This is a genomic window from Kosakonia sp. Marseille-Q7440, from assembly GCF_965119485.1.
In genome coordinates, this window is sequence record NZ_CBCPLT010000001.1 from 320334 (window position 1) to 343058 (window position 22725).

The 22725-nt window shown below is 54.9% G+C and carries 17 protein-coding genes, 1 tRNA gene and 1 pseudogene; 12 read left to right on the plus strand and 7 right to left on the minus strand.

Translation table 11 applies throughout. From position 1 onward, the window contains the following. Positions 1 to 13 precede the first annotated feature (13 nt). Positions 14 to 835, plus strand: coding sequence for a topoisomerase II (locus ACWPW2_RS01450; RefSeq protein ID WP_454121362.1), 822 nt, complete (start codon positions 14 to 16; stop codon positions 833 to 835). 28 nt (positions 836 to 863) lie between these two features. On the opposite strand, the gene ACWPW2_RS01455 is transcribed toward ACWPW2_RS01450, so the two are convergent. Beyond that, on the minus strand, positions 864 to 1367 hold the full coding sequence (locus ACWPW2_RS01455; protein ID WP_023480203.1) for a GNAT family N-acetyltransferase: 504 nt from the start codon (positions 1365 to 1367) through the stop codon (positions 864 to 866). 191 nt (positions 1368 to 1558) lie between these two features. Between ACWPW2_RS01455 and ACWPW2_RS01460 the strand changes: the two genes are divergently transcribed. Next, entirely contained in the window at positions 1559 to 2761 is a 1203-nt protein-coding gene (locus ACWPW2_RS01460; protein ID WP_454121364.1) for a YjgN family protein, read from the plus strand. A 244-nt stretch (positions 2762 to 3005) separates the two neighbouring features. Here the strand turns inward: ACWPW2_RS01460 and ACWPW2_RS01465 are convergent, their stop codons facing one another. The 3 genes from ACWPW2_RS01465 to pepA form a co-directional block, all read right to left on the minus strand. Next, positions 3006 to 5861, minus strand: coding sequence for a valine--tRNA ligase (locus tag ACWPW2_RS01465; protein WP_454121365.1), 2856 nt, complete (start codon positions 5859 to 5861; stop codon positions 3006 to 3008). Further along, positions 5861 to 6304: a DNA polymerase III subunit chi gene (gene holC / locus ACWPW2_RS01470; RefSeq protein WP_023480242.1), complete on the minus strand. Its 444-nt coding sequence runs from the start codon at positions 6302 to 6304 to the stop codon at positions 5861 to 5863. The genes ACWPW2_RS01465 and holC overlap by 1 nt, the downstream gene beginning before the upstream one ends. Before the next feature lie 119 nt (positions 6305 to 6423). Beyond that, positions 6424 to 7935, minus strand: coding sequence for a leucyl aminopeptidase (gene pepA / locus ACWPW2_RS01475; protein WP_023480432.1), 1512 nt, complete (start codon positions 7933 to 7935; stop codon positions 6424 to 6426). A 153-nt stretch (positions 7936 to 8088) separates the two neighbouring features. Here pepA and ACWPW2_RS01480 point away from each other — a divergent pair, with 153 nt between their 5' ends. From ACWPW2_RS01480 to ACWPW2_RS01500, 5 genes are all read left to right on the plus strand, one after another. Then, entirely contained in the window at positions 8089 to 8139 is a 51-nt protein-coding gene (locus ACWPW2_RS01480) for a hypothetical protein (RefSeq protein WP_216848985.1), read from the plus strand. 63 nt (positions 8140 to 8202) lie between these two features. Then, a complete protein-coding gene (gene lptF / locus ACWPW2_RS01485) occupies positions 8203 to 9303 on the plus strand; it encodes an LPS export ABC transporter permease LptF (protein WP_034813424.1) in 1101 nt (366 codons plus the stop codon). Further along, positions 9303 to 10388 (plus strand): LPS export ABC transporter permease LptG, encoded by a 1086-nt coding sequence (gene lptG, locus ACWPW2_RS01490; protein WP_454121367.1) that lies wholly within the window; start codon positions 9303 to 9305, stop codon positions 10386 to 10388. Before lptF ends, lptG begins: the two co-directional genes overlap by 1 nt. 49 nt (positions 10389 to 10437) lie before the next feature. After that, a complete protein-coding gene (locus tag ACWPW2_RS01495) occupies positions 10438 to 10929 on the plus strand; it encodes a hypothetical protein (protein ID WP_454121368.1) in 492 nt (163 codons plus the stop codon). An 86-nt stretch (positions 10930 to 11015) separates the two neighbouring features. Continuing rightward, entirely contained in the window at positions 11016 to 12653 is a 1638-nt protein-coding gene (locus ACWPW2_RS01500) for a dihydroxyacetone kinase subunit DhaK (RefSeq protein ID WP_454121369.1), read from the plus strand. A 409-nt stretch (positions 12654 to 13062) separates the two neighbouring features. On the opposite strand, the gene ahr is transcribed toward ACWPW2_RS01500, so the two are convergent. Further along, positions 13063 to 14082, minus strand: a complete 1020-nt coding sequence (gene ahr / locus ACWPW2_RS01505) for an NADPH-dependent aldehyde reductase Ahr (RefSeq protein WP_023480305.1) — start codon at positions 14080 to 14082, stop codon at positions 13063 to 13065. Between the two features lie 248 nt (positions 14083 to 14330). On the opposite strand from ahr, the gene ACWPW2_RS01510 reads away from it, so the two are divergent. Continuing rightward, the gene (locus tag ACWPW2_RS01510; RefSeq protein WP_042714022.1) at positions 14331 to 14783 is read left to right on the plus strand and encodes a lysozyme; all 453 of its coding nucleotides are present in this window, start codon (positions 14331 to 14333) and stop codon (positions 14781 to 14783) included. Here ACWPW2_RS01510 and ACWPW2_RS01515 read toward each other — a convergent pair. Further along, positions 14780 to 15358, minus strand: a complete 579-nt coding sequence (locus ACWPW2_RS01515; RefSeq protein WP_454121371.1) for a class I SAM-dependent methyltransferase — start codon at positions 15356 to 15358, stop codon at positions 14780 to 14782. The two genes, ACWPW2_RS01510 and ACWPW2_RS01515, sit on opposite strands and share 4 nt — an antisense overlap. Continuing rightward, positions 15358 to 16380, minus strand: coding sequence for an HNH endonuclease (locus ACWPW2_RS01520; RefSeq protein ID WP_454121373.1), 1023 nt, complete (start codon positions 16378 to 16380; stop codon positions 15358 to 15360). The genes ACWPW2_RS01515 and ACWPW2_RS01520 overlap by 1 nt, the downstream gene beginning before the upstream one ends. Before the next feature lie 221 nt (positions 16381 to 16601). On the opposite strand from ACWPW2_RS01520, the gene ACWPW2_RS01525 reads away from it, so the two are divergent. The 4 genes and pseudogenes from ACWPW2_RS01525 to hsdR all read left to right on the plus strand — a co-directional run bounded on the left by ACWPW2_RS01525 (position 16602) and on the right by hsdR (position 22673). Further along, positions 16602 to 16686: transfer RNA gene (locus tag ACWPW2_RS01525), tRNA-Leu, on the plus strand. 149 nt (positions 16687 to 16835) lie between these two features. After that, positions 16836 to 17215, plus strand: a pseudogene (locus ACWPW2_RS01530) (phage integrase central domain-containing protein); the annotation flags it as partial. Between the two features lie 437 nt (positions 17216 to 17652). Then, positions 17653 to 18510, plus strand: a complete 858-nt coding sequence (locus ACWPW2_RS01535) for a hypothetical protein (RefSeq protein WP_454121374.1) — start codon at positions 17653 to 17655, stop codon at positions 18508 to 18510. Between the two features lie 653 nt (positions 18511 to 19163). After that, positions 19164 to 22673, plus strand: coding sequence for a type I restriction-modification system endonuclease (hsdR, locus tag ACWPW2_RS01540; RefSeq protein ID WP_454121375.1), 3510 nt, complete (start codon positions 19164 to 19166; stop codon positions 22671 to 22673). Positions 22674 to 22725 lie beyond the last annotated feature (52 nt).

Here is a 22725-nt window from a genome sequence, read left to right on the forward strand (position 1 = left end):
TCAAAGGAAAATAATGAACTGGACACATATCCTGATGGCGGGCTACTCCGGGATGGCGATCGCCGTGGTCGCCAGCCTGCTGCGTAAAAAAGGGTGGCTGAGCAAAGGGAGCGCGATCGTGCTGGTGGTGGTATTTATCGCCCTGTGGAACGTGATCGACATTAAATATTTGCAGGGAGAGAAGTTAGCCCAGACCGCGGATGAGAAGTTTGACGCGACGGTGCAGCAGGTCCCGGCGTGGAAATTTATCGCCGAGCACGATCCCGCCCTGATGGCGAAACTGCGCGCCCAGGTGATGGTGATGATGAAAGAGGGGGCGAATGAGCAGAAGGTGATCGACGCCATTCAGCCGCAGATCCTCGCGGTGCAGATGCAGCGTTTGCAGTTTGCGCCAGACGATCTGGTGGTCGCCGAAATGCGCGTGATGATGGAGCAGGCCGCCGAGATCCAGGCGAAAAGCGATGATGCCTGCTTCCGCTTTCAATACCCGGCGGTAAAAGGGGGCATCAACCCGGTGCGCTTTATCTCCCCGGAGATGTTAAAACGTCGCCTCGACACTGAAGCCGCGATGCTCAACGCCTCTTACGGGCCCAATAAGCATACGGTAACTGCCGAAGAGCGCGCCAATGCGCAGCGGGATATCGCCACGGTAGTGCAGCCGATGGCGCAGAAGTATGGTCATGATCTGCAACTGCTGGATGCGCCGCAGAATGCCATCGGCAAAGAGAAGCTGGTCTGCGATATGCTGCAACAGCTTTGGGGTGATGTACTGGCGCTACCGCCGCAGAAAGCCGCCGCGATTGTGCGGCTGGTGCTGGCGACGGAAGAGCAGTGATGATGCGGGCCGATGTGCCCGCACTTGATTAGAGCGTTTTTAACATTCGCACTTCGCAATCGACGTGACCGGTGCAGCCCAGCGGGCCGTCGATATGCGCAAACCCCAGATGCTCATACAGACCGATAGCGTCGGTTAAAAAGGCGGTGGTCTCTAAATAGCAGCGCGTGAAGCCGCTTTTTTTCGCGTGATCGAGCGCCATCAGCGCCAGCTTTTTCGCCAGCCCCTGGCCGCGCGCGCAGGGCAGAAAATACATCTTTTGCAGTTCGCAGATATCCGGCTCGCTGCACTTCAGGGGCGCCACGCCGCCGCCGCCCACTACGTCGCCATTTAATTCAACGACCCAGTAAGCGCAGCCTTCGCGGCTATATAACTGATAAAGCTCGTCCAGTTCAGGATCGGCAACGGTGTAGCCTTTATCAGCCGTCAGGCCATATTCGGCTGACACCTGACGGATCACCGAGGCGATAGCCGCATTATCTGTCGCGGCAATGCGGCGCATTTTGACCTCTACCGGCGCGGTTACATTCATTTTCGCACTCTGTCTGTTGCTTTTTCGGGGATCCTGGTTAATACCACTACAGGGCGCATCTGGCAAGACCAGGAATATTGGGCGCTATTTTTTTGACCGTAAGGTATTTACACTGCACAGTGGAGATAATTCTTAAGCAATATTGCTGTGGTTAACTCCGTTAGCACCTCTTTTTTACAATAAGGATTGTTATGACTTCCGACATTCATGCTTCTGTGGCGGCTCCCGTGCGCCATTTCCGCTTTCAGGGTAGCGGGAAAGGCTATTTCGTTGTTTGGCTGGTTAATATTCTGCTGACCATAATAACGCTGGGGATTTATTTACCGTGGGCGTTAATTCGCGCGCGTCGTTATTTCTACGAAAACACCGAGCTGGAGGGCGCGCGTTTCTCTTACCATGCGACCGGCAGTTCCATTTTTGTTGGCTGGCTCTGCCTGCTGGCGCTGTATGCGATTTTTATTGTTAACGTGGTGAATGAGAACTTTATTCTGCAACTCTGCATGATGGGTTTATTTATTCTCTTCTTCCCATGGTTAATTACGCAGGGTCTGCGTTATCAGATGCTGATGACCGAGATTAACGGCGTGCGCTTTAACTTTTACGCCAGCCCGCTGCGCGCGTGGTGGGTGATGATGGGCTGCCCATTGCTGATTATCATTGGCGTGGGGATTATTTTCTCTATCTTCGCGACCATGGCGGCAAGCAGCGGCTCAATTAGCGCTATTGTTACGGTAAGCATCGTGGGATCGCTGGCCGTATTGCTGGGTATTGGCGTGATGCAGGGCGTATTTGCCGCGCAGTGGTATGGCATGCTGGCGAATAATTTGCAGTACGGCAAATTAAAATTCTCCGGCAGTTTCTCAATGAAAAAATGTATCGGTATTGTGCTGCTGTCGATGCTGCTGTTTATTCCGTTTATCGCGCTGGTGATGGTATTGATTGTGCCAGCGATGATTGAACTGATGCAGTCCGCCTATTTACTGCAGGGCGATCCAGAGCAGATGGCGATGATGATGGGCCCGATGTACGGCAAAATCATGCTCACCTACCTGATCTATATTCTCGGCGCGATTGTCTGCTTTACCTTTGCCTTTGTGAAGCTGCGCGCTTACCTCTACAGCCAGCTGGTGCTGGAAGGGGATATTCGCTTCTCTTCCACGGTGACCGTTGGGCGCATGTTGTGGATCGCCATCAGTAATATGGCGGTGTGCCTGGTGACGCTGTTCCTGGCGTGGCCGTGGGCGAAAGTGCGTATGACCCGCTACCTGCTGGAAAATACCCATGTGCACGGCAACCTGGAAGCGCTGACGCTGGAAGATCACGGCGTGCAGCCGGCGAAAGATCCGGCCAACCTGCTGGCGCGTGGTTTGTCGTTCTATCCGGCGGCGATTTAAGTTCGGTAGAGAGTGCCGGATGGCGGCTGCGATTTAGTTCGGTGGAAAGTGCCGGATGGCGGCTACGCCTTATCCGGCCTACAAAAGCGGTCGGGCAGAGAAGTTGCCTCATCCGGCCGACAAAAGCAGTCGGGCAGGGGAGTCGCCTTATCCGGCCGACAAAAGCAGTTGGGTAGGGGAATCTTCTTATCCCGCAGCCAATAAAAAAGCCGGGCGCGATGCCCGGCTTTTCTTTGACTGAGAATTACAGCGCGGCGATAACCGCCTGCTGCTCAATCAGCTTCGCTTTGGTCTGCGCGTAGCCGTCGAGCTTCTCACGCTCTTTAGCGATCACCGCTTCCGGCGCGCGGGCAACAAAGCCTTCGTTACCCAGCTTGCTCTCGATGCGGCCAATCTCCTGCTCAACCTTCGCCACCTCTTTCGCCAGACGCGCCAGCTCGGCCTCTTTGTCAATAAGACCGGCCATCGGGATCAGCAACTCCGCGCCATCAACGATCTTGGTGACCGAAACCGGCCCTTTCTCGTCGGCAGAGAGCAGCGTGATGCTCTCCAGACGCGCCAGCGTCTTCAGGAAGCTCAGGTTGTCGTTTACGCGACGCTGCGCTTCAGGGCTGGCGCTGCGCAGCAGCAGCTCAAGCGGTTTACCCGGCGCGATGTTCATCTCGGCGCGGATATTACGCACCGCAACGATCGCCTGCTTCAGCCACTCGGTATCGGCCACGGCCTGCTCATCGACCTGGGCGGCGTCAAAGCTCGGGAACGGTTGCAGCATGATGGTATCGGCATCGATACCTTTCAGCACTTTCACGCGCTGCCAGATGGTTTCAGTGATAAACGGAATGATCGGGTGCGCCAGGCGCAGCAGACCTTCCAGCACCGTTACCAGCGTGTTGCGCGTGCCGCGCAGTTCGGCTTCTGAACCGCCATTCATTACCGGCTTGGTCAGCTCCAGATACCAGTCGCAGAACTGGTTCCAGGTGAACTCATACAGAATGCCGGCTGCAATATCGAAGCGGTAGCTGTCCAGCGCATCGCGGTACGCTTTGATGGTCTGGTTGAACTCGGCGAGGATCCAGCGATCCGCCAGCGACAGCACCATTTCGCCGCCGTTGAAGCCGCAATCCTGCTCTTCGGTGTTCATCAGCACAAAGCGGCTGGCGTTCCACAGCTTGTTACAGAAGTTACGGTAACCTTCGAGGCGCTTCATATCCCAGTTGATATCACGACCGGTTGAGGCCAGTGCCGCGAGGGTGAAACGCAGGGCGTCGGTGCCGTGCGGCTCGATGCCGTCCGGGAACTGCTTCTCGGTGCGCTTGCGGATTTTTTCCGCCAGCTGCGGCTGCATCATGTTACCGGTGCGTTTTTCCAGCAGATCCGGCAGCGAAATACCGTCAACCATATCCAGCGGATCGATAACGTTGCCTTTCGATTTCGACATCTTCTGCCCTTCGTCATCGCGGATCAGACCCGTCATATAGACGGTCTTGAACGGCACCTGCGGTTTACCGTTCTCATCTTTGATGAAGTGCATGGTCATCATGATCATGCGCGCGATCCAGAAGAAGATGATGTCGAAGCCGCTCACCATCACGCTGGTCGGGTGGAACTGACGCAGCGCGTCGGTGTTTTCCGGCCAGCCGAGGGTAGAGAAGGTCCACAGCGCGGAAGAGAACCAGGTGTCGAGGACGTCGTCGTCCTGGCGCAGCGCGACATCCGCAGAGAGGCTGTTCTCCTGGCGCACTTCCTCTTCGCTGCGGCCAACGTAGACGTCGCCGTCGTTGTCGTACCACGCCGGAATGCGGTGGCCCCACCACAGCTGGCGGGAGATACACCAGTCCTGAATGTCGCGCATCCAGGAGAAGTACATGTTTTCATACTGCTTCGGCACGAACTGGATATCGCCGTTCTCGACCGCTTCAACGGCCGGTTTCGCCAGCACATCGGCGCGCACGTACCACTGATCGGTGAGCATCGGTTCGATCACCACGCCGCCGCGATCGCCATACGGAACGGTCAGGTCATGCGGTTTGATCTCTTCCAGCAGGCCAAGAGCGTCAACGGCAGCAACGATCGCTTTACGCGCGGCAAAGCGCTCCAGCTTCTGGAACTCAGCCGGGATATCGCTGGCGTAGACGTCAGATTCGTTGCCTTTGGTGTCATACACTTCTGCGCTTTCACGGATATCACCGTCAAAGGTCAGAATGTTGATCATCGGCAGGGCGTGACGACGGCCCACTTCGTAGTCGTTAAAGTCGTGCGCCGGGGTGATCTTCACGCAGCCGGTGCCTTTTTCCATATCGGCGTGTTCGTCGCCAACAATCGGAATGCGGCGGTTAACCAGCGGCAGCAGCACGAATTTGCCAATCAGATCTTTGTAGCGCGGATCTTCCGGGTTTACCGCGACACCGGTATCGCCGAGCAGGGTTTCCGGACGGGTAGTGGCAACTACCAGGTAATCTTTACCGTCGGCGGTTTTTGCGCCGTCAGCCAGCGGGTAGCGGATGTGCCACATTGAGCCTTTGGACTCGCGGTTTTCCACTTCCAGATCGGAGATGGCGGTGCGCAGTTTCGGGTCCCAGTTTACCAGGCGTTTGCCACGGTAAATCAGATCCTCTTTATAGAGACGGACGAACACCTCTTTCACGGCATTGGAGAGGCCTTCATCCATGGTGAAGCGCTCGCGCTCCCAGTCCACGGAGTTGCCGAGACGGCGCATCTGGCGGGTAATGGTGCCGCCGGATTCCGCTTTCCACTGCCAGATTTTGTCGATAAAGGCGTCGCGGCCGTAATCGTGGCGGGTTTTACCCTCTTCAGCGGCAATTTTACGCTCCACCACCATCTGGGTTGCGATACCCGCGTGGTCAGTACCGGCCTGCCAGAGGGTGTTTTTCCCCTGCATGCGCTGGTAGCGGATCATGGTGTCCATGATGGTCTGCTGGAAGGCGTGGCCCATATGCAAACTACCGGTGACGTTCGGCGGCGGGATCATGATGCAGAAGCTTTCCTGGCTTTCATCACCGTTCGGTTTGAAATAGCCCTGCTTTTCCCACTGCTCGTACAGCGGCTGTTCGATATCTTTGGGGTTGTATGTCTTTTCCATTATTTCCAGGTTGCCGTGTTCAGGTTAAAACCGGCCACGCGGTAGGCTTTATAGCGTTCGCGAGCCAGTTGTTTCAGAGAGTCTTCGTGAGGGACGAAGTCTATCACTTCTGTGAAAGCGGTGGCAAAATCTGCAAATTCCGCGCGCAGGCTGATTAAGATGTCGCGCGGGCTGCTGTTACGTTTCGCCGGCCAGGCAATCTCGACCGGCGCACCGCCGCGCGGGCCTTCACCGGCCAGGTTGTGCGGCACAAAACTCTCCGCCGGTCGCGCCCACAGCGCTTCATCAAGACGAATGGCCTGCTGCTCATCGACGCAGGCGATCAGCACGCGTTTGCCATGACGCCAACGTTCTGCGGCAATCTCACACACCAGCTGCTCGACGGCGCTTAAACCATCTTGTTGGGTGTCATTGTCGAGAAGATAGAACGTCGCATTTTTCATATATGGGGCTTTTGGTTGAGGTTTTAAATGCAAAGCCCGGTGGCGCTACGCTTACCGGGCCTACGCTGTTTTGTAGGCCGGATAAGGCGCAGCCGCCATCCGGCGCACAAAGTCACATGTTACTCTTCGCCGTTAAATCCGGCGCGATTGAGCAGGAACTGCGACAGCATCGCGACCGGGCGACCAGTTGCGCCTTTCGCTTTACCGGAACGCCACGCGGTGCCAGCGATATCCAGGTGCGCCCAATTGTACTTGCGGGTAAAGCGCGCGAGGAAGCAGCCTGCGGTGATTGCACCACCAGGACGGCCACCGATATTCGCCATATCCGCAAAATTGGACTCTAACTGCTCCTGATACTCATCGCTCATCGGCAGACGCCATGCGCGATCGCCCGCCTGCTCAGACGCACCAATCAGCTCGTGGGCCAGCGGATTGTGGTTCGACAGCAGACCGGTAATGTGGTGGCCCAGCGCAATCACGCAGGCACCGGTTAACGTCGCCACGTCGATCACCGCTTCCGGCTCGAAACGCTCAACGTAGGTCAGCACATCGCACAGCACCAGGCGGCCTTCGGCGTCGGTGTTCAACACTTCAACCGTCTGACCGGACATGGTAGTGAGCACATCGCCCGGGCGGTACGCGCGTCCGCCAGGCATGTTTTCACAGCCCGCCAGCACGCCAGTAACGTTGATCGGCAGTTGCAGTTCAGCAACCATGCGCATCACGCCATACACTGCCGCCGCGCCGCACATGTCGTACTTCATCTCATCCATGCCTTCGCCAGGCTTGAGCGAGATACCGCCGGAGTCAAAGGTCAGCCCTTTGCCGACCAGCACAATCGGGCGCGCGTCTTCAGACGGGTTGCCTTTGTACTCAATCACCGACATCAGTGATTCGTTCTGCGAACCCTGGCCAACGGCGAGATAGGAGCACATGCCCAGCTCGCGCATCTGCTGTTCGCCAATCACGCGGGTGGTGACGTTTTTGCTGTAGGAGTCCGCCAGCTGGCGCGCGTGGGAAGCGAGATAGGCCGGGTTACAGATATTTGGCGGCATATTGCCAAGATCTTTCGCCGCTTTGATACCGGCGGAAATCGCCAGACCATGCTGGATCGCGCGCTCGCCGCTGGTCAGCTCGCGACGGGTCGGCACGTTGAAGACCATTTTACGCAGCGGGCGACGCGGCTCGCTTTTGGTGGTCTTCAGCTGATCGAAGCTGTAGAGCGTCTCTTTCGCCGTCTCAACGGCCTGGCGCACTTTCCAGTAGGTGTTGCGCCCTTTAACGTGCAGTTCGGTCAGGAAGCAGACGGCTTCCATCGAGCCGGTATCATTCAGCGTATTTATGGTTTTCTGAATGACCTGCTTGTACTGACGCTCATCCAATTCACGCTCTTTTCCGCAACCAATAAGCAAAATACGTTCGGAAAGCACATTTGGCACATGGTGCAGCAGCAGGGTTTGACCCGGCTTGCCTTCCAGTTCGCCGCGACGCAGCAGCGCACTGATATAACCGTCGCTGATTTTATCCAGCTGCTCGGCAATCGGAGAGAGCCGGCGCGGTTCAAAGACGCCAACAACGATGCAGGCACTCCGCTGTTTCTCCGGGCTACCGCTTTTTACACTGAACTCCATGCACTACGCTCCTGAATCTTAAAGACAACGGCGGCGGCTACGGATAGAATTGCAAGCTTTCGTAACTCAGGTCCGCTGTTGCGGTGACTTCGTGTTAATCTTAACGTTACTGCGGTTTCGGCACGTCAGAATCGGGTCTCACGCACGTATCCGCTGAGTATATTAATCTTAGCGATCATTTCGACGACTCAAGAGAATAAATGACGTTTAAGCCATGAAACAAGCGATTTTCCAGCAAAAAGACTGGTTTTTACGGGCGTAATTAAAGTGATAATCACAAGATATCTGGTGCGGGAGACGCTGAAAAGCCAGCTTGCAATCCTATTCATCCTGCTTCTGATTTTCTTTTGTCAGAAATTGGTCAGGATTTTAGGCGCAGCCGCTGACGGCGAAATCCCCACGAACCTCGTTCTCTCTCTGCTCGGGCTTGGCGTGCCAGAGATGGCGCAGCTTATCCTGCCGCTGAGCCTCTTCCTGGGTCTGTTGATGACGCTGGGTAAACTTTATACAGAAAGTGAAATTACGGTGATGCACGCCTGCGGCCTGAGCCGCGCGGTGCTGGTAAAAGCGGCGCTGGTGCTGGCGCTCTTTACCGGTGCTGTGGCGGCGGTAAACGTAATGTGGGCCGGGCCGTGGTCTTCGCGCCATCAGGATCAGGTGCTGGCCGATGCCAAAGCCAACCCTGGCATGGCGGCGCTGGCGCAGGGGCAGTTCCAGCAGGCGACGGACGGCAACTCGGTGCTCTTTATCGAAGGCGTGGACGGCAAGAACTTCACTAATGTCTTCCTTGCCCAGTTGCGTCCAAAAGGCAACGCCCGTCCTTCTGTGGTGCTGGCGGACTCCGGCCAGCTCTCCCAGCATAAAGACGGTTCGCAGGTGGTGACCCTCAACAGCGGCACGCGCTTTGAAGGCACCGCGATGCTACGCGACTTCCGCATTACCGATTTCCAGAACTATCAGGCCGTTGTCGGTCACCAGGCCGTGGCGCTCGATCCGACGGATACCGAGCAGATGGGGATGCGCACGCTGTTCCATACCGACAATCCGCGCGCCAGCGCCGAGCTGCACTGGCGTTTAACGCTGATTTTCGCCGTGGTGATGATGGCGCTGATGGTGGTTCCGCTGAGCGTGGTCAACCCGCGTCAGGGCCGCGTGCTCTCGATGCTGCCCGCGATGCTGCTCTATCTCATCTTCTTCTTGTTGCAGACCACCCTGCGCTCCAATGGCGCGAAAGGGAAGCTCGACCCGATGATCTGGATGTGGGCAGTTAACCTGCTCTATCTGGCGCTGGCCGTGGTGCTGAACCTGTGGGATACGGTGCCGATGCGCCGGGTTCGTGCCCGTTTTACCCGTAGAGGAGCGGTATAATGCAGGCTTTTGGCGTTCTCGACCGCTATATCGGTAAAACCATTTTTACCACCATCATGATGACTCTGTTCATGCTGGTGTCGCTCTCGGGCATCATCAAGTTTGTCGACCAGCTGAAAAAAGCGGGGCAGGGGAGCTACGATGCCCTCGGCGCAGGTTGGTATACCCTGCTCAGCATGCCGAAAGATATTCAGATCTTCTTCCCGATGGCGGCGCTGCTTGGTGCACTGCTCGGGCTTGGGATGCTGGCGCAGCGCAGTGAACTGGTGGTAATGCAGGCCTCTGGCTTCACCCGTATGCAGGTTGCGCTGGCGGTGATGAAAACCGCGATCCCGCTGGTGCTGCTGACCATGGCGATTGGCGAGTGGGTTGCGCCGCAGGGCGAACAGATGGCGCGTAACCAGCGTGCGCAGTCGATGTACGGCGGCTCGCTGCTCTCGACCCAGGCTGGCCTGTGGGCGAAAGATGGCAGTAACTTTATCTATATCGAACGGGTGAAGAGCGATACCGAACTGGGTGGCGTCAGCATCTATGCGTTCACCAAAGATCGTCGTTTGCAGTCGGTGCGCTATGCCGCGTCGGCGAAGTTCGACCCGGAGCATAAAATCTGGAATCTGTCGCAGGTCGATGAGTCTAACCTGACCGACCCGAAACAGGTGACCGGCTCGCAGACCGTGACCGGGACCTGGAAAACCAACCTGACGCCGGACAAGCTCGGCGTGGTGGCGCTCGATCCCGATGCGCTCTCTATCAGCGGCCTGCACAACTACGTGAAGTACCTGAAATCGAGTGGTCAGGACTCCGGGCGCTACCAGCTCAATATGTGGAGCAAGATCTTCCAGCCGCTCTCCGTGGCGGTGATGATGCTGATGGCGCTGTCGTTTATCTTTGGCCCACTGCGTAGCGTGGCGATGGGCGTGCGCGTCATCACCGGCATCAGCTTCGGCTTTGTCTTCTACGTGCTGGATCAGATTTTCGGCCCGCTGACGCTGGTCTACGGCATTCCGCCGGTGGTCGGGGCGCTGCTGCCAAGCGCATCCTTCTTCCTGCTGAGCCTGTGGCTGATGTCACGCAAGAGCCAGTAAAACATCAAGAGAGGCTGCGGCCTCTCTTCTTTTTTGCAAGGAGCACACGATGTTTTCCCTCGCAAGGCGCTTTGCGCTCCGCTTCTCTACCGCACTGCTGTTCGGCATCCTCAACGCCCTTTTCACCATGGCAGTTTTGAGCGGGCAGTGGCTAACCTCGGCTATGGGCGACAGCGCATTGCTGGCTTTTGAAGCCGCAGTGGTGGTGCTGGCGCTGCTGCTGGTGCAGTGGCTTATCCGCCGCGCCGATGCGCTGGCGCAAGCTGTCGGCACGGTGCGCCGCGGCTCGCCCGAAGAGGCGCAGGCGGATCACGTGCTGGCACGCTTTACCGCGGCGGAGACCCTGCTCAGTGAGCTGTCGATCAGCGCCCTGCTGCCGGTGATTGCCGGGTTTTTCCTCCTCGATACGCACCTTGCGATGTACCTGCATGGCGGCCTGCTGCTGCTGGCTATGGCCGTTACCTTCTGGCAGGGCAACCGCCTCGACAAGTTGCGTAATACTCACGGTTACACCACCGATTTTGGCCGCACCACGCCCTGATACCTTTCAGTAAAATCTGGTCTTTGCCCCGCTGCGTCCGGCGCGGGCTATGCTTGAGGGATGTTTCACTACACTCCCGGAAGATTATGTCCAGATTCTTTTTCAACGACCGCAAACAGCTGGTCAACGACGCCATCGAAGGGTTGGTGATCTCCGCCCCGCACGGCAACCTTGTACGCCTTGAGAGCGATCCGGCGATCCGCATCGTCGCCCGCGGCGACTGGGATAAAAGCCGCGTAGCGGTTATCTCCGGCGGCGGCTCCGGCCATGAACCGGCCCACGCCGGGTTTGTCGGTAAAGGCATGCTCACCGCCGCTGTCTGCGGCGATCTCTTTGCTTCACCGAGCGTAGACGCGGTGCTGAACGCCATTGTGGCAGTGACTGGCGATCGCGGCTGCCTGCTGATTGTCAAAAACTACACCGGTGACCGGCTCAACTTCGGCCTCGCCGCCGAAAAAGCCAAACGCTACGGCCTGAAAGTGGAGATGGTGATTGTCGCCGATGACATCGCACTGCCCGACAACAAACAGCCGCGCGGCATCGCCGGCACGGCGCTGGTGCACAAAATTGCCGGCTACGCCGCAGAGCAGGGCAAATCCCTGAGCGAAGTGCGCGACCTCGCCCAGCAGGCTTGCGACAACGTCTACAGCCTCGGTCTGGCGATGGAGAGCTGCAACCTGCCGGGTAGCGACAGCGAAGAGGGGCGCATTCAGCAGGGCCACGTTGAGCTTGGCCTTGGTATTCACGGCGAGCCGGGCGCGAGTACCCTTGAGACCCACAACAGTAAATCGCTGATCGATACGCTGGTTGAACCGCTGCGCGCGGAGGTGGGCAGCGATCGCGTGGCGGTGCTGATCAATAACCTCGGCGGCGTCTCCGCGCTGGAGATGGCGCTGCTGACCAAAGAGCTGGCCCATTCGGCGCTGAAAGATCAACTGGCCTACCTGATTGGCCCCGCACCGCTGGTCAGTTCGCTCGATATGAAAGGCTTCTCCCTTTCGCTGCTGCGCTTAACGGATGAGTTTGAGCAGGCGCTCTGCGCCGAAGTGCAGACCGTTGGCTGGCAGAAACCGGTCGCCTTCGCGCCGATGAAAACCCAGCCGCACAAAGCGGTCTACACCGGGCTGGAGATTGAGCCTTCTGATAACCCGCAGGTAAAAGCGCTGATGGGCACCGCCGCGCAGACGCTGATCGACCTGGAAAACCGCCTTAACGCGCTGGATGCGAAAGTGGGCGATGGCGATACCGGCTCGACCTTTGCCGAAGGCGCACGCGAGATCAAGCGCCTGCTGGAGCAGAACGCGCTGCCGCTGAACAACACCGCACAACTGCTGCAACTGATTGGCGAGCGGCTGGCGACGGTGATGGGCGGCTCCAGCGGCGTGCTGATGTCGATCTTCTTTACCGCCGCAGGCCAGGCGGTGCATAACGCCACGCCGTTGCCCGACGCGCTGCTGCTGGGGTTAAAGCAGATGAAACACTATGGCGGGGCGGATCTCGGCGACCGCACGCTGATCGATGCGCTACAACCGGCGCTGGAAGCCCTGCGCGATCGCGGATTAGCCGCTGCCATCGATGCCGCGAACAAAGGGGCAGAGAGCACCGCCACCATGCAGAAAGCGGGCGCGGGGCGTTCATCTTACGTCAACAGTGAGAACCTTGAAGGCGTGACCGATCCCGGCGCAGTAGCGATTGCCGAAGTATTTGCCGCGATAGGGAAATAAGAAGGGGTGCCCGGTGGTTAACCGGGCACAGTTGCCGGATGGCGGCTTCGCCTTATCCGGCCTACGTAATGGTGCGCTCTGCTCAAACGGCATCTGATTATGCGGCTGGCTGAAACAGCGCATGCCGGGTAAGCGTTCACGCGCCATCCGGCATATGATTGTGCGCCCTGCTCAAACGGCATGTGATTATACGTCTGGCTGAAACGGCGCATGCCGGATAAGCGTTCACGCGCCATCCGGCATATGATTGTGCGCCCTGCTCAAACGGTATGTGATTATGCGGCTGGCTGAAACCGCGTAGGCCGGATAAGCGTTTACGCGCCATCCGGCATTTAACCCGCACGCCCAACAACGCGCCGTACGGCGTTAAACCTGCCCGGCGGCATTGGCGCTCACCGGGCTGAACGGCTTAAAAATCCGCTTTCAACACCACGCGGTAACGCGCTTTACCGTCGCGCACATGCTGCAACGCTTCGTTGATCTGCGACATCGGGAACATCTCGATGGTCGGCGCAACCTTCGCTCGGCCGGCAAACTTCATTAGCTTACGCAACTCGTACGGCGTACCGGTTGCGGAACCGGAGACGCTGCGATCGCCGCCAATCAGCGTAAAGGCCGGTACTTCCAGCGGCTTCATCACGGCACCAACGGTGTGGAAATGACCACCGTGCGCCAGCGCTTCGAAGAAGGGCAGCCAGTCAAGATCGACGTTAACGGTGTTGATGATCAGATCGTACTGACCTGCGCGCGCTTTCAGCGCTTCCGGATCGCGGCTGTTGACCACATAATCCGCGCCCATCAGACGCACTTCCGCCTCTTTTGCCGGGTTCGAGCTGAACGCCGTCACTTCGCAGCCCATCGCGCGCAGCAGTTTGATGGCGATATGGCCCAGACCACCAATACCGATCACGCCAACGCGGCTGGTGGCGGTGATGTTGTGCATCAGCAGCGGTTTAAAGACGGTGATGCCGCCACACAGCAGCGGACCGGCGGTTTCAATATCAATGCTGTCCGGCAGGGGAATCACCCACTGCCAGCCGGCGCGGATCTTATCGGCGAAGCCGCCGCGGTTCAGAATGGTCGGCACCGCGCCTTCCAGGCAGTTGATCTGGTTGCCGTCGATACAGGCGTCGCAGTGCCCGCAGCTGTGCGCCGTCCAGCCGATACCCACGCGCTGACCCACTTTCAGCCCTTTGTTCTGCGCGGCGTCACCCAGTGCCACCACGTGGCCAATCACTTCATGCCCGGCAACCAGCGGATACTGGGAGAAGCCCCATTCGTTGTCGATCATCGACAGGTCAGAGTGGCAGATCCCGCAATAATCCACGGCGACTTCAACATCTTCAGCCGCCAGCGGGCCTGCATCGTATTCCTGAAGCTCAAGCTCGGCGCCAGCCTGTGGCGCGGCGTAGTTTTTGATGATGCTCATCACGGATTCCTTTATGTTGAGGGAGACGCTTGAAGTGTAGGGCATCTGCCGGCGCTCTGGCAGCCTGCGGCTGTGCATACCGCCCGTTTCGTTAAGCGATTGCTCTGAAAGCCGCGTTTTTTAGGATTTTCCATCCGCATATTAAGCCGCAGCGACTTTGCAACACGATGTGTCCGAACCATCCTCAAATAAGGGCGCAACGCGCAGTCAACGCTCAGCGCCATTCTCTCTCTACAGGAGCAACGATGATGGCGAATCAACCGCAACACACCGGCGATGCTGGCGTCGCATTAATCAAATCCTTTGAAGGACTACGGCTGGAGAAGTATCGCGATGCCGTTGGCAAGTGGACCATTGGCTACGGGCACCTGATCCTGCCGAACGAGAACTTCCCCCGTCCGATTACCGAAGCGGAGGCTGACGCGCTGCTGCGCAAGGATTTGCAGACGAGCGAGCGTGGCGTGCACAGGCTGGTGACGGTCGATCTCGACCAGGACCAGTTCGACGCGCTGGTGTCGTTTACCTTCAACCTTGGCGCCGGGAACTTGCAGAGCTCGACGCTGCTCAAGCTGTTAAATCAGGGCGAATATACGCAGGCCGCCGACCAGTTTCTGCGCTGGAACAAAGCGGGCGGCAGAGTGCTGCCCGGCCTGACACGGCGGCGCGAAGCAGAGCGGGCGCTGTTTTTGCAGGCGGGTTAGCGCTTGTTAACCAGCGCGTTTAGCCAGCTTTCATCGTGATCGGGGCGCTGATCCTGCGTTATCCACATTTTATGGATTGTCAGCTCAGGCAGTGGCGCCAGCAGCGCGGTCAGCCGGGACTCCGTCATATCGCTAAAACGGCGGCCCGCCAGTTCGCGCTCGCTATCGCCATATTTAAATGACAGATACCAGATCCCGCCGGGTTTCAGCGCGCGCGCCAGGGTGTTTATCACCGCAGGTAATTCGTTATACGGGACGTGCAGCAGCGAGGCGCAGCACCAGATCCCGTCGTACTTCTGCGTTTCATTCAGCTGGTCGAAGGCCATCTCCTTGACCGGCAGCCCGCTGTAGTGACGCGCCAGCGCCACCAGTTCGGCAGAGGCGTCGAACGCTTCCACGTGGTAACCCTTGCGGGCAAAGGCCAGCGCATCGCGCCCGGAGCCGCAGCCCGCATCCAGCACGCACGCCTGTTCCGGCAAGTGCGTCATAAAGTCGGCGTACAGCGGCGACATATCAAGATCGACCGTGCCGTCGAAGAAGGTTTGCGCATGGTTCTGGTAGTAATTCATCGTCATCAGAGCACTCTCTGTTGTTGTCTCTCTGGAGCCCAGGTTTTCAGCTGTGAAGCCAGCGCCCTGTTCCAGCGGTCATTCAGGAAGGCTTTGCGCTTCGGTTCACTGTTACCGGTCTGGTTGATAATCGCCTCATGCAGCGGCAGGCGGCTATTAATAAGATACTCATTACGGGCATGCAGGCGCTCCAGCAGCGGCAATGTCGGCAACTGGGCAAGCTTACCCTGTGTGCCACGGTTGCAACTCTGGCAGGCCAGCACCAGGTTCCAGACGCCGTTCAGGTTGACGCCCGGCAGCCCTGCGCGCGCCATCAACGGGATAAAGTGATCGACATCGGCTAATAACGGATCGCTGCTTTCGATACTTATCGGCGCATGGCAGTAAAAACAGTGCCCTTTCTGGTAACCATTGAGGCTGTTCCGGCAACTGGTCAGCGTGATGCGCGCGCTTTTAAGCTGGGTAAAGAGCGTTTGCTGCTCGTCATCATAGTGAACATCCAATAGCTGCGGCGGCAGGTTCATCTCCCAGGCCTTTTCGACCAGCGTCCAGCGCGCGTCCGTCTCATGCACCAGGTTCTGGAACTGCGGCGTCTGCGTCAGGCGGTAAAAATCATCCGTCAGGCGAATGCCTTTGCCTTCGCGCTGCTCATCAATAAAAAACTGCTTCTCAATCGGTCCGCCATTGACGTTATGAAACGCCTTCAGCACCACCTTAAAACCCTGCTTCGCCGTCACCTGCAACAGCTCATCGTAACTAATCTCACCCCGATTAAACTGCAAGCAGGCGGTGATAAACGGGCCAGGCTTGCTGGTGTTGAGGATCTGCTTGGGTGCGTTTTTCAGGTGCGCACAGATATGCTGGCTAAAGGGGACCGCCAGATCCTGCAAGGAGATGAATGTGTTGCTGCGATCGATATCGTACAGCGCATGCGCCAGCGCGAACTTATAGGTCGCGAAGTTGTTGCCAAAGAGGATCACTCCCCGCCAGTAGTTTTCCAGCGTGGGATCGACCTGGTAAAAACGCATAGGTTTTCCTGGTGATGGATTACCGGTGAATGTTACGTGATCACATAACAAATGCGCAGTGATGTAAATCACCCAACAATTAGTTCGGTGAATTTATGAGGGGAGGAGAGGGGGAGGTTTAACGCTGAAAATTTCAGCACTTGGCAGACGTTACGCGCGGCGCTGCTTGCATGGAGGCGATTGACAGGTATAATCCAACACGTTCCCGCATCCCCTTCCGTGCCGGAGTGGCGAAATCGGTAGACGCAGTTGATTCAAAATCAACCGTAGAAATACGTGCCGGTTCGAGTCCGGCCTTCGGCACCATAAGATGCAAAGATAAGTCGCCTGGAGCGGCTTTTTTTGTGTCTGAAATCCAAAGACCGTAGCAATTTTTGCGCTTTTAAATCAACTTGTGTCAACGTGACTCAATCTGATCGTGATGGCATGATGTCGCTGATTGGTTGCAAGCACTGAGAATGAAATACTTACGTCCTATTGACAAAAAAGTGCGCATGACATTTTTTGGCCTACTGTGACGTTTGCTCAGGCAAGAGCAAAGAGTGATGAAGCTAAAAAGCTGTTAGTGCATGGCATGGATTCAAAAGTTGAACAGAAGGAAAGTCAGGTTGGAAACGTAGGGACATAGACTTTTCAAACAATCTTTCTCGAATGACATTCCAGCAATAAGCGCTGGAGTGAAGACCATAGATCGCGCGTTCTCCGTTATCTTGAGCTGTATATCTTTCCTTATATCGGCCCGTCTAATATTCGTTATCTTAAAACCAGCTATCTTCTATCCCCTATCGAGAAAGCTGTTGCCAGTGGTAAGCATGACGTCGCTCAGCGCCTGCAATAGCGTGTTACGGCCATTATGCGTTCTACCGTTCAGACATGGCCTATAACATTAAAAATGAATTTTGCGGTCGTGGTTTTTGGATGATGGCGCGTGACGTTTTAGGTTAGTCAGGGTTGTGAAGCTAAGGTGCTATTGAGCGCTAGCTGAGCCATTCAGAACGTAATAATGTTCGCACTGCTTATATTCATACTTCTGAGAATCTGAATGAACGTAGTTTAATAGTACAGAAATGAGCTGATTTTCTCGGCATTAATCGAAACCAAAAAATAGCACCGTATTACTATGCCAATAACTACGATTAAGGTTGAGAAAAAGAGTAAAGATAAATTAGTGCGCAGGTTTTTCTAATAACTTGAGCTAGATCATACCATCTAACTAAACGTTCTTAATAAGTAATGGTAAGATTGATAGGTAGCTTGCGCGAGGAGGTCGTTGTGGATAAAGCTTTCTGTACTATTGATCAAAAAGAATGGGGCGCGGATGCATTTTACGCATTGCCGCTTGCTGAGGTAAAACTAAAGAAACGGAGTTTACTCTGTACTGAATGTCAGGGTGATGCATGGTTTAGACGCTCAAGTTACGGAAATGATTCACCACATTTTTGTGCCCATCACCAAGAAAATTGCTCACTCGGGACTTCATACGAAGCGGTTGGAGAAGGGGATGAAAATAAAGGGTTACCTGCATCAGATGCTGACAGTGGCATAGTATTAGATTTGGGATTAACTCAAAGCTATGACATTGATGTCAAAACAGCAGCGGATACCTCTGAAAATACACCTCATGGCCAAAGGTTCACAGGTAAAAAAACTGTTGATGGTGGAAGTTTAAAATATCCGGCACATTTTACTTTAAAAAAATTACTTTACAAGTTGGTTAAGTCCAAAGGACTATGTTACGCCGATAAAAAGGTGGGCTTTAAAAATCAATCTTTTAGCGAACTACCGGAAAATGGGGCAGAACTATTTGTTGAATTTGTGAATGTTTTACCATGGATGGATGGTGCTCGTCGAATATTTTGGGGGTTTATTAGTGATGTTGGGCAAACAAGAGATGGCAAAATTTGGTTAAATGCGGGAAATATTAAGTCTGGATTAAGTGTCTGTATTAATAAAGAAATTTCAAATGACTTCAAAGAGCAATTCAAGGTTAAAAATAGTCTTGATGAGTTAGATGGATGTCATGCACTAATTATTGGTACTTGTGCATATGCTACTACAGGTAAACCAATACTATGGTGTGGTGATCTTAGTTATATCGTACTGCGAAGGTATAAGCTGGATCAGTATTAATAACATCAGACTGTGCGGTAAAATTTCTATTTATATAAAAATCACTTATGCTAAACAAAAGTAATTTACTTAATTCCCTGGGTGAAAGGTGCTCTAACGAAAAGATAGCTGGCCATTTAGTGTATTTGATGAGCTATAAAGGAAAACCATTAATTATAAAACTGAGTATGCTTTGTCAAAGTGCTAATCGTTCACTGCTTATAATTTATTTGATTAACCTTGCGATTCGAGCCCGCCCATCTCACCATAAGATGCAAAAATAATTCGATTAGAAGTTTTTTGTATAAAATTTAGAGCCCGTAGGATTGTCTGCGCTTTTTCATTTAACCAGCCTCAACTTAATGATGCGGGTATATCCGTGGATATATTTAAAAAAATGAGGCTAAATAGCATCTATACAGACTAGTGTAGGATAATCCTCTAAATTGTTAGTTAACGCTTTATTCAGAGCCTAAGATACATTCTATATCCTCGATGAGCTGAACATGACTAAATTGGGGACGGGAGCTTTGCAAATTTCAAACCGACCCTTAAGAATTACCCTATCACTGTGAAATTTGCCATTGTCCAGGCCAACATTGGACGTTATGATAAAGAGTTACAGGTCTTAAATGTATGGTCAGGCCTGCACAGTGATGGATTGATACTTAAAGATGACTAAGTCCAATTTTGATTTCCTGAAAGGCATCAACGACTTTACCTATGCTATCGCCTGTGCGGCGGAAAATAACTACCCGGATGATCCCAATACTGCGCTTGTTAAAATGCGTATGTTTGGCGAAGCGACAGCGAAACATCTTGGCCTGCTGCTGGACATCCCCCCCTGCGAAAATCAACACGATCTGCTACGTGAACTCGGCAAGATCGCATTCGTTGATGACAACATTCTTTCTGTCTTCCACAAATTGCGCCGGGTCGGTAACCAGGCAGTACACGAATATCATAACGATCTTGACGACGCGCAGATGTGTCTGCGGCTGGGCTTTCGCCTGGCTGTCTGGTACTACCGCCTGGTCACTAAAGATTATGACTTCCCGGTGCCGGTTTTTGTTTTGCCGGAACGTGGTGAAAGCCTCTATCACCAGGAAGTGCTGACGCTGAAACAGCAAATCGAACAACAGCTTCGTGAAAAAGAGCAGAGTCAGACAGAGCTGGCAGTACAGCACCAGAAGATGATTGCCCTGAACGGCTATATTGCCATCCTGGAAAGTAAGCAGCAGGAAACTGAAGCACAAACACAGGCACGGCTTGCGGCTCTGGAAGCACAGTTAGCCGAGAAAAATGCGGAGCTGGCGAAACAGACCGAGCTGGAGCGTAAGGCTTACCATAAAGAAATTACCGATCAGGCGATTAAGCGCACGCTCAACCTCAATGAAGAAGAGAGCCGTTTCCTGATTGACGCCCAGCTGCGTAAAGCGGGCTGGCAGGCCGACAGCAAAACCTTGCGCTTCTCTAAAGGCGCCCGCCCGGAGCCTGGCGTTAACAAAGCGATTGCCGAATGGCCAACCGCTATTGATGAAACGGGCAAACAAGGCTTTGCGGACTATGTTCTGTTTGTCGGCCTTAGGCCCATCGCGGTTGTCGAGGCAAAACGTAAAAACGTTGATGTTTCCGGCAAACTCAACGAGTCGTATCGCTACAGCAAATACTTCGATAATGCCTTCTTACGCGACACACTGCTGGAGCATTACGCCCCTGACGAAGTGCACGAAGCGGTACCGGTGTATGAAATCAACTGGCAGGATAGTAGCGGCGAACAGCGCTTCAAAATCCCCTTTTGCTACTCCACCAACGGGCGTGAATATCGCGCTGCGATGAAAACCAAAAGCGGCATCTGGTATCGCGATGTCCGCCATACCACCAACATGTCGAAAGCATTACCGGAGTGGCATCGCCCGGAAGAGCTGCTGGAAATGCTCGGCAGCGATCCGCAGAAACAAAATCAGTGGTTTGCTAATAACCCAGCAATGAGCGAGCTGGGCCTGCGCTATTATCAGGAAGATGCCGTGCGTGCGGTGGAAAACGCCATCGTTAATGGCCAGCAAGAGATCCTGCTGGCTATGGCTACCGGTACCGGTAAAACCCGTACTGCGATTGCGCTGATGTTCCGCCTAATCCAGTCCCAGCGTTTCAAACGTATTCTTTTCCTGGTTGACCGCCGTTCACTCGGTGAGCAGGCGCTTGGCGCGTTTGAAGATACGCGTATTAATGGCGATACGTTTAACAGCATCTTTGATATCAAAGGGTTGACCGACAAATTCCCGGAAGACAGCACCAAAATTCACGTGGCCACGGTTCAATCGCTGGTTAAACGCACGCTGCAATCGGATGAAACGATGCCGGTAGGCCGTTACGACTGTATCGTCGTTGACGAAGCTCATCGTGGCTACATTCTCGATAAAGAGCAGACCGAGGGCGAGCTGCAATTCCGTAGCCAGCTTGATTATGTCTCTGCTTATCGCCGTATTCTTGATCACTTTGATGCGGTCAAGGTTGCTCTGACCGCCACGCCTGCACTGCATACGGTGCAGATTTTTGGTGAACCGGTCTATCGCTACACCTACCGTACCGCGGTAATTGATGGCTATCTGATCGATCAGGATCCGCCGATCCAGATCATTACCCGCAACGCACAAGATGGCGTTTATCTCTCTCAGGGCGAGCAGGTAGAGCGCATCAGCCCGCAGGGAGAAGTGATTAACGATACGCTGGAAGATGACCAGGACTTTGAGGTGGCTGACTTTAACCGTGGCCTGATTATTCCTGAGTTTAACCGCGCCGTCTGTAACGAACTCACTAATTATCTCGACCCGACCGGGCCGCAAAAAACGCTGGTGTTCTGCGTCACCAATGCTCATGCCGATATGGTGGTAGATGAGCTGCGCACCGCGTTTAAGAAAAAGTATCCGCAGCTGGAGCATGACGCGATTATCAAGATCACTGGTGATGCCGATAAAGACGCGCGGAAAGTACAGACCATGATCACCCGCTTTAATAAAGAGCGGTTGCCCAATATCGTGGTCACTGTCGACCTGCTGACAACCGGCGTTGATATTCCGTCGATCTGTAATATCGTTTTCCTGCGCAAGGTACGTAGCCGCATTCTGTATGAGCAGATGAAAGGCCGTGCCACACGCTTATGCCCGGATGTGAATAAAACCAGCTTCAAGATTTTCGACTGCGTTGATATCTACAGCTCGCTGGAAAGTGTCGATACCATGCGGCCGGTGGTGGTACGTCCTCAGGTTGAGTTGCAAACTCTGGTTAACGAAATCACCGACTCCGAGACTTACAAAACCATCGAAGCGGATGGTCGCAGCTTCGCCGAGCACAGCCATGAACAGCTGGTCGCCAAGCTGCAGCGTATTATCGGTCTGGCAACGTTTAACCGTGACCGTAGTGAGACGATCGATAAGCAAGTGCGTCGTCTGGATGAGCTATGCCTGGACGCGGCGGGCGTTAACTTTAACGGCTTCGCTTCATGCCTGCGCCAAAAAGGAGCGCACTGGAGTGCCGAAGTCCTCAACAAGCTGCCTGGCTTTATTGCCCGTCTGGAAAAACTGAAAACTGACATCAATAACCTGACTGCGTCACCGATCTTCCTCGATATTGACGATGAAGTGGTGAGCGTTAAATCGCTGTATGGTGAATACGACACGCCGCAGGATTTCCTCCAAGCCTTTGATTCGCTGGTGCAGCGCTCGCCTAATGCGCAGCCGGCACTGGAGGCGGTGATCAATCGGCCCCGCGACCTCACTCGCAAGGGGCTTGTCGAGCTGCAGGAGTGGTTTGATCGCCAGCACTTTGATGAATCCGCCCTGCGTAAAGCGTGGAAAGAGACGCGTAATGAAGATATCGCCGCCCGGCTAATCGGTCATATTCGCCGTGCAGCGGTAGGCGATGCGTTGATGCCGTTCGATGAGCGAGTCGATCATGCGCTGACGCGCATCAAAAGCGAGAACGACTGGAACAGCGAGCAGTTAAGCTGGCTCGAGCGTCTGGCTCAGGCGCTGAAAGAGAAGGTAGTGCTCGACGATGATGTCTTCAAAACGGGCAATTTCCATCGCCGTGGCGGCAAGGCGATGCTGCAAAAAACGTTCGACGATGATCTCGACAGCCTGCTCGATAAGTTCAGTGATTACATCTGGGATGAGCCTGCTTAACGCGTTATCATTTCCGGCAATTTCTTCCTCTGCGGCCCCGATAAGGGCCGCT